Source organism: Sphingomonas rustica, assembly GCF_039652585.1.
In the GTDB taxonomy this organism is placed as follows: domain Bacteria; phylum Pseudomonadota; class Alphaproteobacteria; order Sphingomonadales; family Sphingomonadaceae; genus Sphingomonas; species Sphingomonas rustica.
On sequence record NZ_JBDIZK010000008.1, the window covers coordinates 197,599 to 210,393 of the forward strand.

The window sequence follows — 12,795 nt, forward strand, 5'->3', positions numbered from 1 at the left end:
ACTTTCTATCGTTTCGCGCGCAGCCAGCCCGGCAGTTCGTCCTTCGTGACATAGCGCTGCGAGTTGAAGTCGCGGCGCAGCTGTTCCGGCGTGTTCTGGTCGGCGCCGGTCAGCCAGCGCGTGTGCCAGGTCATGAACCACAGCCAGTCGGCCGAGGGGCCGAGCAGGGCAGGGTCGGGCACGGGGCCGTTCTCGTGAAGGCAGATCGGCAGCGTGTCGCCCACGATCGCCTTCACCTGCGCGAACATCGGCGCGAGGTTGCCGTGATCCTGGACATAGATGTCCGCGCCGGCGACATCGACGGTCGCGCGGCCGGGATACCAGGCGGGGTCGACATTCTGGCCGGCCCAGCCGAGCACCCAGATCAGATTGTCGAGCCGGTGGACGCGGGTGAACTGGTCATACATCAGCGCCCAGAGCGCCTTGAAAGCCTCCGGGCCGTGCCGCCCCCACCAGAACCAGGTGCCGGTGAATTCGTGGAGCGGGCGCCACAGCACGGGCACGCCGCGGTCGCGCAGCACCGAGAGCAGCCGGGCAACCTCGGTGATGTCGCGCATCATCGCTGTGTTCTGCGGCGTGCCGGGCTTCAGCGCGGCGACGAGGTCGAAGTCCTTCTTGGAATTCTCGTATCCCGTGCCGACATCGGGCGCCCCCCAGTGCCAGCAGATCGTGGCGATGCCGCCGGTGCGCGCCCAGTCGGTCGCGCGGTCGTTGACCGCATCATTGTCGGCGGGGTCGATATAGTCGAGGCCGAGGATGGCGGGTAGCTTGCCGGTCACCCGCTGCAGATAGTCGAGCTCGCCATTGGGGTTGGGCGGGCCCGAGCCCTGTTCCTGCTGGCCGGTCAGCGTCTTTCGTTCATATTGGCTCCACAGATAGGCGTAGAGCCGCCGCGCCGCGGGGGTGGCGCGCGCGTTGCTGAGCGTGCGGTCGGGCGCGGCGGCCCAGGCCGGCGCGCCGTGCGCCAGGCCCAGAACCGCCGCCGCCGCCAATGCCTGACGTCGGTCGAGCCTCACAGCGCCGCCATGATCGCGGCATGATCGCGGATGATCGCCTGGGTCGACGCGTCGCTGTCGAACACGCCGTACCAGCCCTGCGGCTCGTGCGGGGGATCGCCCATGTACCCCAGGTCGCCGCGCTGGAACCGATAATCGGCATGCGGCGTGCGCGCCTCGCCGTTCCAGGCCCAGAAGTTCGAACCGACCAGCGGGCCGCCCGCCTTCGCATTGGTTTTGACCGCGGTGTAGATCTGGCGGTAGAACCGGTCCTTGAAGGTCGTGCCGATCTTCGGGTCGAACGCATCCTGCCCGTCGCGCGGATAGCCGAATTCCTCGATCACCAGCGGCTTGCCCAAAGTCGTGGCCATGCGGATATGCGCGTCGATATAGGTCGCGACCTTCGCTGCGCCGCCGTCATAGGTTTCGGCGAGCTTGCCCGCGTCCATCCAGCTCCAGTTATTGGGCCAGATATGGGCGGTCAGATAGTCGATCGACGGCGCGCGGTGGGTGGTCAGCGTCACTTCCTCGCGCTCGATCGATCCCTTCAGCCCCTCCGACCCGGTCGAGACGAGATGGTTGGGGTCGAGCGCCTTGATGTAGCGCGCGGTCTCGTCGACCCAGCGATAGAAGTGCGGCAGGTTGGGCACCGCCACCTTGTCCGACCCGCCCGGGCGCGGTTCATTGGCAAGCTGCCACGCCATGATCGTCGGATCCTGGGCATAGGGCTTGCCGGTGACGCTGTTGATGCGCGACACGACCGCGCGGATATAGTCGCGGTACATCTCCTGCGCCTTGCCGCTGGTGTAGAAATCGGCGTTCCAGTCGGCAAATTGCGGCCAGGGATGGGCGGGATCGTTCATGTTGATGTAGCGGCCGCCATTGACCCAGTAGAGATAGGTCATCATGCCGCCCGACCATTCCCAGAAATTGGTCAGGTAGATGACCGCGGTCATGTCGCGCTTCGCCATCTCCGCCAGCGTCACGTCGAGACCCTCGAGCAGGTCCTCGTTATAATTCGCGCTCTGGTCGCGGAACGCAGGCGTGATCGAGTTCTTCAGCGGCGACACCTCGCCCGATCCCAGGATGCGCAGGTTGCGGACGCCCAGGCCTTTCAGCCGGTCGAGCTCGCGCCCCAGCCGGCCGCGATTGCCATAGTCGGTATCGGCGCCCAGCCAGGCGGCGTACCAGATATTGGCGCCGGCATAATGATAGGGCTTGCCGTCGCGGCGGAAGCCGGTGCCGCTGACGGTCACGAACCGCGACGGGCCGGCGGGCGTCCCGCCCAGCGGCGCCCCTGCCGAACAGGCGGCGAGCGTCGCGGCACCCCCAAGCAGCGCCAAACGTCTGTTCACTTTCACCACGTCATACTCCTTTGTCGGATCGGGATCGGGCGGCCCCCATGCCGCCGCGGAACGGGTCAGCCGGCGAGTGGCATTTTCTGTGCCGCCGCGGCATAGCCGGCGCGCATCTGGCGCAGCTCGGCGGCGACGCGGTCGGCATCGAGCGCATCGACGACCGGGTCATAGCCGGTCGGAACGATCCCCTGGCCCAGCATCACCGCGACCCAGCTGGGGATCGAGAACAGCTCGTCGTCATAGCGGAAGACGCGGCCCTTCTCGCGGAACAGCGCGATCTTGTGCGCCAGCGTGTCGGGCAGGGCCATGGTGCGGACATGGTCCCAGAAGGGCGTGTCGTCGCGCTGCGTGGCGCAATAATGGAGGATGATGAAGTCGCGGATCGCGGCATATTGGTTGCCCATCAGCCGGTTGAACTCGTTCCGCTCGATATCGGTGAAGCGCATGTCGGGGAACAGCGCGAACAGTTTCGAGATGCCGTCCTGGATCAGGTGGATGCTGGTCGATTCCAGCGGCTCGAGAAAGCCGCCGGCCAGGCCGAGCGCGACGACATTGCCCGACCACATCCGTTCGCGGCGGCCGGCCTTGAACGACAGGCGGCGCGGATCGGCGGTCGCGGGCGCGTCGAGATTGGCCATCAGCACGCGTTCGGCGTCGTCGTCGCTGACGAAGGCGCTCGAATAGACATGGCCGTTGCCGGTGCGGTGCTGCAGCGGGATGCGCCATTGCCAGCCGGCGTCGTGGGCGGTGGCGCGGGTATAGGGGAGCAGCGGCCGGGTCCGCTCGGTCGGCACCGCGATGGCGCGGTCGCACGGCAGCCAGTGCGACCAGTCCTCGAACGCGACGCCCATCGTCTCGCCCAGCAACAGGCTGCGAAAGCCCGAGCAGTCGATGAACAGGTCGCCCTCGACCCGGCGATCGCCCTCCAGGCGGACGGCGCTGACATGGCCGCGCTCGTCCTGCTCGACACCGATGATCCGCCCCTCGATCCGCCGTGCGCCCTGCGCCTCGGCCCGGCGCCGCAGGAACGCGGCATAGAGGCCGGCATCGAAATGATAGGCATATTCGATCCGCGACAGCGGCGATCGGGGATCGGCCACCGGCGGGGCGAACCGGGCGGCGCGGGCCGCCACCGCCGACATCGAATAGTCCTCGATCTCGCCGATGCCGGGTTCGCCCTGAAGCCTGAGCCAGAGCTGGTGGAAATTCAGCCCCTGGATGTCGCGGCCATGGGTGCCAAAGGGATGGATATAGCGCTCGCCGCGATTGCCCCAGTTGACGAACTCGATGCCCAGCTTCGCCGTGCCGCCGGTCTCGCGCAGGAATTCCGCCTCGTCGATGCCCAGGCGCGCGTTGAAGCCGCGGATCGGCGGGATGGTCGCCTCGCCCACACCCACCGTGCCGATCGCATCGGATTCGACAAGCGTGATCGTGCGTTGTCCGTCGTCGAGGAAGCGCGAGGCAGCGGCCGCCGCCATCCAGCCGGCAGTGCCGCCGCCGACGATCACCACCCGGGAAATCGGTGTCGCGTTCATCGCCCGCCTCGCTTGGTCATGGTCAGATAGTCCGGATAGGGCGGCAGCGCCGCGGGCAACATCGCCACCGCATCGCGAAGCTGGCCGAGCGCCGCCTTTGCCTGCGCCGCCGGGACCGACAATGCGATCGGATCGAGCCGCGCGGGCCGGACGCCGAGGCCGATCAGCGCCTGGCGCCACTGGGCCTTGGGGACGATCTCTTCCTCGACCGGGGGCAGGCTGCCCCGCTGGCCGAACTGGGCCAGCGCCGTCGCCAGCTCGGCGGGCGGCGTCACCTTGCGAAGCGGATGCCAGAAGCCGCCGGTGCGCGCCGGTGCGGCGAGGTGGAAGGCGGCCAGATAGGCATGGACGCGGTCGGCGCGCAGCGTCGCGCGGCGATTATATTCGGCGATCAGGCCTGGCTCCGGCTGGGCCGAGGGCATCAGCTCCAGCGCGACCTCGAGCTGCGCCAGCGCAAGCGCGAAGCCCATCCATCCGAGCGGCCCGACCGCGGCGGCGGCATCGCCCAACGCCAGGACATTGCCGGCAAAGGGCGCGGCCCGGCGGCGCGGCTGCACCGCGATCAGCTCGGCCTCGCCGGGCATCTGCTTGCGCGCGGTCGCTTCGCTGGTGGCGGAGGCGCGACAGGCGAGCGCGGACAGCGTCCGGCCGGCAAGCGACCAGTGCGCGGTCCAGCCGATCGCATGGCGCACATAGCGGTCGGTGGGTGAGGGAGCGGCAGCGGCCGAGCCGAGCAGCAGCCGGTCGGCCGGAAGCGTCTCGCGCCAGTCGATCCATTCGGCCCCCGGCGGCGCGAGCATCGCCGCCGGACCGCTGGCATCGATATAGAGATCGGCGGTCATCCGGGTGCCGTCCGCATCGATCGCGGCGATGCCGTCCGGCCCGGCCGTGACCGACAGCGCGGACGCGCGGACGACCCGGACCCTGGCCGCCTGTGCCGCCTGGGCGAGCAGCGGCGTCGCCCGGTCGGCGTCGAGCCGCAGCGTATAGTCGGTGCGCGACAGCAGCGAGCGCGGGTCCTGCGTCGGGAGCACGAACCGCTCCGCCGATGCCAGCGCGGCGCCCGGCACCAGCGCGTCATAGGCGCCGTCGCCATGCGCCAGCCACAGCTGGTGCAGTGCGGTGCCGGCGATGGCCGGGACACCCTCGCCCTCGCCGATCGCGAAGGGCGGCGTGCCCCAGTCGAACCGCTCGCCGACCCGGTGCGTCGCTGCGCCGGCGGCGACCAGCATTCGCGGATCGATGCCGAGCGTGTCGAAGGTTGCGGCGACCGGCGGCGTGACCGCCGGCAGCCGATCGGCGAGCGCGGCCGGGTCGATCGGCGTGACGGCCAGCGTCACCTGCGCGCGCGGCAGGGCACGCGCATAGGCGATCGCGGCGCATAGCGCGGTCAGCCCGCCGCCCACCACGACGACGGCATTCATCGGCCGGCGTGCGTTCACGCGGCCGCCTTCAAATAATCGGCATGATCGGGCATGGCGGCGACCGCCGCGGCGATCCCCCCGTGCAGCGCCTGAAGCGCGCGATCGAGCCCGGCGGCATCGGGCAGGTCGGCGCGCGTGTCCCACCCCTCGGGCACGATGTTCTGGCCCAGATAGACCGCGATCCACGAGGGTTCGAGGAACAGGCCGTGGCTGTAGCGAGAGACCTGGGCCGATCGCCGCCACAGGTCCATCTTTTCGGCCAGGCTGTCCGGGATCGCCATCGTCCGGACATGGTCCCAGAAGGGCGAATCGTCGCGCGTGGTGGCGTGATAATGGAGGATCAGGAAGTCGCGGATCCGGTCATATTCGGCATCGACCAGCGCGTTGAAGCCGTCGCGGTCGGCATCGGCGACGGTGCGGCCGGGGAAATGCTCGATCAGCTGGGTGATCGCCATCTGGACCAGATAGATGCTGGTCGATTCCAGCGGCTCGAGAAAGCCCGAGGCGAGGCCGACAGATACGACATTGCCGACCCAGCTGCGCCGCCGCCGCCCGGCGCGGAAGCGCAGCAGGCGCGGGTCCGCGAGGGGCGGGCTCTCCAGCGCCGCGACCAGCGCGTCCGTCGCGTCCTGGTCGGACAGATGGGCGCTGGAATAGACATAGCCATTGCCGACCCGGTGGGTGAGGGGGATGCGCCAGCGCCATCCGGCCGGCATCGCGGTGGCGCGGGTGAAAGGCTCGATCCCGCCCGGCGGCGAGGCGCAGGGCGCGGCGACGGCGCGGTCGCAGGGCAGCCAGTGCGACCAGTCCTCCCACGCCTCGTCCATCGTCCCGCCGATCAGGAGCGCGCGAAAGCCCGAACAGTCGATGAACAGGTCGCCCTCGATCCGCCGGCCGTCGGCCAGCACGACCGCGGCCACGTCGCCGCTGACGGGATCGCGCTCGACCTGCTCGACCAGGCCCTCGGTCCGCACGGCGCCGCGTGCCTCGGCATGGGCGCGCAGGAAGGGGGCGAAGCGGGTGGCGTCGAACTGATAGGCATAGCCGAAAGCGCTCGCCAGATCGTCGGGATCGCCGCCCGGGCGGAGGAAGCGCCGTGCCTCGGCCGCAGCGACCGCGGTCGAATATTCGCCGATCGGGGCGACCGCGCCGGCATGGTGGCGCCGCAGCCAGTAATGGTGGAAGCCGACGCCGGCCAGCGGACGGCCATAGCCGCCGAACGGGTGGATATAGCGGTCGCCGACCTTGCCGAAGTCGCGGAATTCGATGCCCAGCTTGAAGGTCGCATGGGTGGCGGCCATGAACGCCGCCTCGTCGATCCCCAGCCGGGTCACGAAGGCGCGCAGGTGCGGCAGGGTCGCCTCGCCCACGCCGACGATCCCGATCTCCGCCGATTCGACCAGGTGGATGTCGGCCGCGCCGGAAGCCAGCGTGGTCAGCGCCGCGGCGGTCATCCAGCCGGCGGTCCCGCCCCCGATGACGACGACCCTGATCCGCTCGTCCGACTTCACTCTGGCCTCTCCCCCGGTTGACAGCCGCGTGACGATACCTCAACGGGCGCCGCCTGTTGCCCAAAAGCTTACCCGCTCGAATACTTATATCAAGTTGGGATATTTTGCTTGCGGGCCAATTTCGCCGGAGATACCACGCTGCGCACCACGACGGGAAAACCCGCGCGTGGGCAACGAGAATTCTCCGGCTCTGAACGGAGAACGGTTCGGGTGAGGACGGAAGGGGAATTTATGAACATTCGTGCAGAAGATGGCGTCGGCCGGCAGAAGAGCCGTGTCGGACTGGGTGTCGGCGTATCGCTACTCGCGCTGATGTGTGCGGCGCAGCCCGCATTCGCGCAGACCGCGGGTGCCGATGCACCCGCGCAGCAGGCCGATCCGGCCGCTCCGGCGCAGTCGACCGATGCTGCGGGAGAACCTGATGACATCGTTGTCGTCGGCGTGCGCCAGGCGCTTGCCAATGCGCAGAACATCAAGCGCAACGCCGACACCGTCGTCGACGCGATCACCGCCGACGATATCGGCGCACTTCCCGACCGGTCGGTCAACGAGGCGCTGCAGCGCGTGGCCGGCGTGGCGATCACCCGCTTCGCCGCCGCCAGCGACACCGCGCACTTCTCGGTCGAGGGTTCGGGCGTCACGATCCGCGGCCTCAGCTATGTCCGCGGCGAATTCAACGGCCGCGACAGCTTCGGCGTGTCGGGCGGCCGCGAGATCGGCTTCAACGACGTACCGACCGAACTGGTCGGATCGGTCGAGGTCTACAAGAACCTGACCGCCGACCTGATCGAGGGCGGCATCTCCGGCACGGTCAGCATCAACACGCGCAAGCCTTTCGATTCGAAGGACACGCTGCTGTATCTGTCGGGCACGGTCAATTACGGCGACTATGCCGATCGTAGCGCGCCGGCCGTCGTCGGCCTGTTCTCGAAGCAGTGGCAACTGGGCAATGGCGGACGCTTCGGCATCCTCGCCAGCGCCAGCTACAATCGCCAGTACAGCCGCTCGGACTCGGTATTCTACTCGGCGTTCCTGCCGCGGTACAACGACGACACCAACGGCAATGGCGTTCAGGATGCGGGCGAAGGCCGCAAGCTCAATGCCGGCACCCCGTACGAGTCGACCCTTTGGGACCGCTATCCGGTGCCGGCAGGTCGCGACAGCGTATTCGTCCCGCTGGGCGCGGGCATGCGCTCGCAGCAGTTCGACCGCACCCGCATCGGCTATGCCGGCGCGGCGCAGTATGAGAATGCCAGCGGCAATTTCCTGGTAACCGCGCAATTCCTGCGCGCCGAGTCCAGACAGACCTGGCTGGACCGCACGGTCGAGCCGAACGTCTACTATGCCGACGCGAACCAGATCTTTCCGCAGGGATACAATCCCTTCGCGCCGATCGCGGGTCAGAACTTTGCCAGCCCGACCTATGACAGCAACGGTGTCTTCACCAGCGGCACGCTGATCCGCAATGGCGGCAATCAGTACACCACGCTGGGCAACCGTTTCTTCAAGACCGACGGTTCAACCCAGGATCAGACGCTCAACATCAAGTGGGAGCCGACCGATCGGCTCCGCCTGAATTTCGACGGACAATATGTCTTCTCGAAGGGCCGTGATTCGGACGACGTCGTCGAGCTCGCGACGTTCAGCGGCGTGTCGATCGACGGCCGCGGCAAGGTGCCGCAGATCACCACGGTGACGCCGGACGGCTCGAGCGTCGCCAGCTACTTCCGCGACCCGACCAAGGTCTTCATCCGCGACGCGATGAACAATCGCACGCATAGCGATGGCGATGAATGGGCGTTCCGCGCCGATGCCGACTACGACCTGTCGGACGTGTCGTTCCTGCGCAAGATCCGCGTCGGTGGCCGCTACACGAAGCGCGACCAGACGGTGAAGGCCAACGACTATAACAACTGGGGTGCGGTGTCGGACACCTGGACACAGGGCGGCACTGCCTCGGTCGACAAGTATCCGAACGAGACCACGGGCGTCAATTTCCCCAATTTCTTCCGTGGCCAGGCCGTTACGCCGCCGACCACCTGGGGCATCACGGACAGCCTCCTGCGCGACCATGACGCACTGACCGATCTGCTGCGTCGTGCCACCGCGGCATCTGGCGGCGGTTACACTCCGCTCGAGGATCGCGATACGAACCTGGTCGACGGCTATTTCCGCCCCAGCGAAGTGTACCGGACGCGCGAAGAAACCTATTCGGGCTATGTCCGGCTGGACTTCGGCGCCGACAATTTCGCGGGCGGCAGCCTGTCGGGCAATATCGGTGTCCGTTTCGTCCACACGAGCAGCACCTCCGATGGCGGCATCACCTTCCCGAACATCCAGTCGACGCTGGGCGTCTATCCGACGGTGGCGGCATTCTGCGCCTCGCCCAACGATTCGGGGAATATCCGTCCGATCTGTACGCTGAGCGCTGCGCAGCAGAACGCGATCGTCGCCTTCTCGAACAACGGGTCGATCGCCGATGTTGCGAGCCAGAGCTATGACAAGTGGCTGCCGAGCCTGAACATCAAGTATCAGGCGACCGACACGCTGCTGTTCCGCCTGGCGGCGTCCAAGGCGATCTCGCGTCCGGGCTTCACCGACCTGCGCAACTTCGTCGGTGTCGCGCCGTCGTCGAGCAACACCACCGGCATCTATAATTTCTCGTCCAATTCGCGGAATCCGTTCCTGCGCCCGATCGATGCCAACCAGGTCGATCTGACCGCCGAATGGTATTTCGCGAAGGTCGGCTCGCTGACCGGTGCGCTGTTCTACAAGCAGTTGTCGAACATCATCCTCGACAATGCCGCATACAGCCGCCGCCTGACCAACAATGGCCAGACCTTCGACGTCACGATCAACGGTCCGATCAACGTTCCGGGCAAGGCGGACATCAAGGGTGCGGAAGTCTCGTACCAGCAGACGTTCGACTTCCTGCCGGGGCTGCTGCGCGGATTGGGTGCGCAGGCGACCTTCACCTATATCGACGCGGGCAACATTCCCAATGCGCGGCCGGCCAACGGTCCGGCGGACGGCAGCCGTCCGCCTCTGGACGTCGAGGGCATCTACGACAATCTGCCGCTGGCGCAGCTGTCGAAGTATAATGTCAACGTCGCCGGCTTCTATGACCTGGGCGGCCTGTACTTCCGCCTCGCCTATAGCTGGCGGTCCAAGTATCTGCTGACCAACCGCGACTGCTGCTTCCCCTTCCTGCCGGTCTATGCGCTGGCAGCGGGGCAGATGGACGGTTCGCTGTTCTACACGGTCAACAAGCAGTTCAAGATCGGCCTGCAGGTTCAGAACCTGCTGGACTCGACGACGCGGACGACCTTCGTGCTCAACTCCGAAGGGCAGGAAGCGCCGCGTGCCTTCTTCAAGAGCGACCGGCAGTTCTCGATCACGACCCGCCTGAGCTTCTGATCCAGTGATCCCCCCTTGCGGGGTGGGACGCCACACGGCGTCCCACCCCGTCTTCGTGTCTGGGGCAGATGAAAGTCGGGTGTGCCCGGATCGGAAGCGCGCGACCTATCGCCCGGTCTGGATCAGGATCGAGTCCGACGGCAGGATATGGTCGAGAAAGGGCAGGATCGCCGCGCCGATCGCGGGGGCGTCGCGCGCCATCACTGCCGGCATGATCCGCGCGCGCGAGGGCTGGGGCACGTCGTCGAGCGCGGCGGTCAGCCCCGCGGTCAGCCTCTCGATCACCGTCATGGGCAGGCGGCCCCCGATCAGGATGGCGTCCGGGTCCAGCAGGCAGTTGATCGCGACCAGCGGCGCGGTGAGGGCGCGCACCGCATCCTCGATCCATGCCGCCACCACCGGCTCCAGCCGCGGATCGTCGCCAGACAGGTCGGCGACGGTCGGCGCGTCGAACCCGGCTGCCTCCAGCCGGGCCAGCAGCGCCGACAGCGACACGGTGTCCTGAACCGTCGCGCCCGGCCGGCCGGTCGTGTCGGGCATCAGCCCGATCTCGCCGCTGCGGGCATTGGCGCCGCGATGATAGGACCGGTCGATCACCGGCCCGCCGCCAAGCCCCGCGCTGATCAGCAGGTAGAAGAAGCTGGGATTGTCGAACGCGGTGCCATATTCGGCCTCGCCCAGCGCCGCGGCGGCGGCATCATTGTCGCGGTGCACCGGCCAGGGAAGCGCCCGCAGCAGCGTCGCCACGTCGACCGAATTCCAGCGGTCATAACCGGTCGGCTGATGGGGCAGGGTGATGCGCCCCAGGTCGTCGGGGATCGCCACGCCGATGCCCAGCACCCGCTTGCGGTCGATGCCGCCCTCGACGATCAGGTCGTCGAGCATCGCGTCGACAAAGGCGACGACATCCTCGGGCATGGCGAAGGCGATCTCGCGCGTCACCCGACTGCGCACCTCGCCGGCCAGGTCCAGCGTCACCAGCGTCAGATGGTCGCGATCGATGTTCAGGCCGATCCCGAACGCGCCGTCGGGATTGACCTGAAGCCGCAGTGCGGGCTGGCCGCGCCCGCCCTTGATGCGTCCGGCCGTGCGTACCAGTCCCATGGTGATCAGCCGGCCGGTGATGTTGGCGATGGTCGGCGCGGTCAGGCCGGTCAGTTGCGCGATCGCGACGCGGGTCGTGTCGCCGTTGAGCCGGACGACCTGAAGGACGGTGCGCAGATTATAGTCGCCGGCCCGTTCCAGATTGGTACCCGACAGGCTGCGCGACAGGCGCGAGTCGCGTCCGTCAATGGTGGATGCGTCCGGCCGAACGCCGGCCTTGTCCCCGAAACTGTTCCGCATCCCATCCCCCAGGCGTCTGTTTTTCGTGCCCCGATTCAGCACTTAGCCGGGTCCAAGCCGATCGTCATGTGGGATCGCAATTCCTATCCGATCGCGCTTCAAAAAATATCACAAATTATGTTATTTATTGTGGAGCGATCCTGCCGATCTATGCCATTTCGGCGAACGGGACGCTTCGGACGCCGCGTGCTCCGGGAAATGAAAAGAATCGAGGGGCCGGATCGCGTCGTGCGGTTTCGGCCGGAACAGAGGGGATGATGATCCGGATCGGCATTGATTTGGGCGGCACGAAGATCGAAGCCGCGGCGCTGGACGCCGACGGCACCTTCCTGGCGCGGCTGCGTACGCCCAACCCCGGGGATTATGACCGCGCCATCCGCGAGATTCGCGACCTGATCGCCCGGGCCGAGGCGGAGGCGGGCAGCGTCGGCACGATCGGGGTCGGCACGCCCGGATCGATCAACCCGCGCGACGGGCGGATGCGCAACGCCAATGCCACCTTCCTCAACGGGCGGACCTTTCGCGAGGATCTGGCAGAGGCGCTGGGCCGCGACGTGCGCATGGCAAACGACGCCAACTGCCTGGCTTTGTCCGAGGCGGTCGACGGTGCGGCGGCGGGCGCACACTCCGCCTTTGCGGTGATCATCGGCACCGGTGTCGGCGGCGGGCTGGTGATCGACGGGCGGATCGTCGAGGGCGCGAACGGCATGGGCGGCGAATGGGGGCATGTCCCGCTGCCCTGGATGACGGCCGGGGAATTTCCCGGGCCCGCCTGCTGGTGCGGCCATCATGGCTGTCTCGACATGCTGGTGTCGGGCACCGGCCTTCAGAAGGATATGACGGCGCGCAGCGGCCAGACGCTGACCGGACCCGAGATCATCGCCGCCGCGCGCGCGGGAGAGGCGCACGCCGTCGCCGCGTTCGACGCCTATGTCGACCGGCTGGGCCGGGCGATGGCGATGGTCGTCAACATCGTCGATCCTGACGTGTTCGTGCTGGGTGGCGGAATGAGCAACGTCACCGAACTCTATGCCGCATTGCCCGCGGTGATCGACCGGTTCAGCTTCGGCGGCAGCTGGTCGGGGCAGATCGTGGCGGCGCGCTGGGGCGACAGCTCGGGCGTGCGCGGCGCCGCGCGCCTGTGGAACGAGTGATCGCACGGACCTGAGAGCGCCCGGCGCCGGGCTGTGCACTGGCGCCCCTGAACGCGC

Annotated in this window: 8 protein-coding genes; 2 read left to right on the forward strand and 6 right to left on the reverse strand. The window is 67.7% G+C overall.

From position 1 onward, the window contains the following. Window positions 1-5: 5 nt before the first annotated feature. The 5 genes from TPR58_RS14640 to TPR58_RS14660 form a co-directional block, all read right to left on the reverse strand. Window positions 6-1,016: a glycosyl hydrolase gene (locus TPR58_RS14640; RefSeq protein WP_346247440.1), complete on the reverse strand. Its 1,011-nt coding sequence runs from the start codon at window positions 1,014-1,016 to the stop codon at window positions 6-8. Continuing rightward, window positions 1,013-2,350, reverse strand: coding sequence for a glycoside hydrolase 5 family protein (locus TPR58_RS14645; RefSeq protein ID WP_346247442.1), 1,338 nt, complete (start codon window positions 2,348-2,350; stop codon window positions 1,013-1,015). The genes TPR58_RS14640 and TPR58_RS14645 overlap by 4 nt, the downstream gene beginning before the upstream one ends. A gap of 65 nt (window positions 2,351-2,415) precedes the next feature. After that, a complete protein-coding gene (locus TPR58_RS14650) occupies window positions 2,416-3,888 on the reverse strand; it encodes a tryptophan halogenase family protein (protein WP_346247443.1) in 1,473 nt (490 codons plus the stop codon). Then, window positions 3,885-5,330 (reverse strand): tryptophan 7-halogenase, encoded by a 1,446-nt coding sequence (locus TPR58_RS14655; protein ID WP_346247444.1) that lies wholly within the window; start codon window positions 5,328-5,330, stop codon window positions 3,885-3,887. The genes TPR58_RS14650 and TPR58_RS14655 overlap by 4 nt, the downstream gene beginning before the upstream one ends. Then, window positions 5,327-6,823: a tryptophan halogenase family protein gene (locus tag TPR58_RS14660; RefSeq protein WP_346247445.1), complete on the reverse strand. Its 1,497-nt coding sequence runs from the start codon at window positions 6,821-6,823 to the stop codon at window positions 5,327-5,329. Before TPR58_RS14660 ends, TPR58_RS14655 begins: the two co-directional genes overlap by 4 nt. 231 nt (window positions 6,824-7,054) lie before the next feature. On the opposite strand from TPR58_RS14660, the gene TPR58_RS14665 reads away from it, so the two are divergent. Further along, window positions 7,055-10,240, forward strand: coding sequence for a TonB-dependent receptor (locus TPR58_RS14665; RefSeq protein WP_346247446.1), 3,186 nt, complete (start codon window positions 7,055-7,057; stop codon window positions 10,238-10,240). Between the two features lie 105 nt (window positions 10,241-10,345). Here TPR58_RS14665 and TPR58_RS14670 read toward each other — a convergent pair whose 3' ends face one another. Further along, window positions 10,346-11,584 (reverse strand): ROK family protein, encoded by a 1,239-nt coding sequence (locus tag TPR58_RS14670; protein ID WP_346247447.1) that lies wholly within the window; start codon window positions 11,582-11,584, stop codon window positions 10,346-10,348. A gap of 257 nt (window positions 11,585-11,841) precedes the next feature. On the opposite strand from TPR58_RS14670, the gene TPR58_RS14675 reads away from it, so the two are divergent. After that, the gene (locus tag TPR58_RS14675) at window positions 11,842-12,738 is read left to right on the forward strand and encodes an ROK family protein (protein WP_346247448.1); all 897 of its coding nucleotides are present in this window, start codon (window positions 11,842-11,844) and stop codon (window positions 12,736-12,738) included. Window positions 12,739-12,795: the final 57 nt, after the last annotated feature.

Bases quoted from the DNA above. Each gene is read 5' to 3' on its own strand.
- TPR58_RS14650 (WP_346247443.1), bottom strand. From the start codon at position 3,888: ATGAACGCGACACCGATTTCCCGGGTGGTGATCGTCGGCGGCGGCACT.
- TPR58_RS14665 (WP_346247446.1), top strand. From the start codon at position 7,055: ATGAACATTCGTGCAGAAGATGGCGTCGGCCGGCAGAAGAGCCGTGTC.
- TPR58_RS14670 (WP_346247447.1), bottom strand. From the start codon at position 11,584: ATGCGGAACAGTTTCGGGGACAAGGCCGGCGTTCGGCCGGACGCATCC.
- TPR58_RS14675 (WP_346247448.1), top strand. From the start codon at position 11,842: ATGATCCGGATCGGCATTGATTTGGGCGGCACGAAGATCGAAGCCGCG.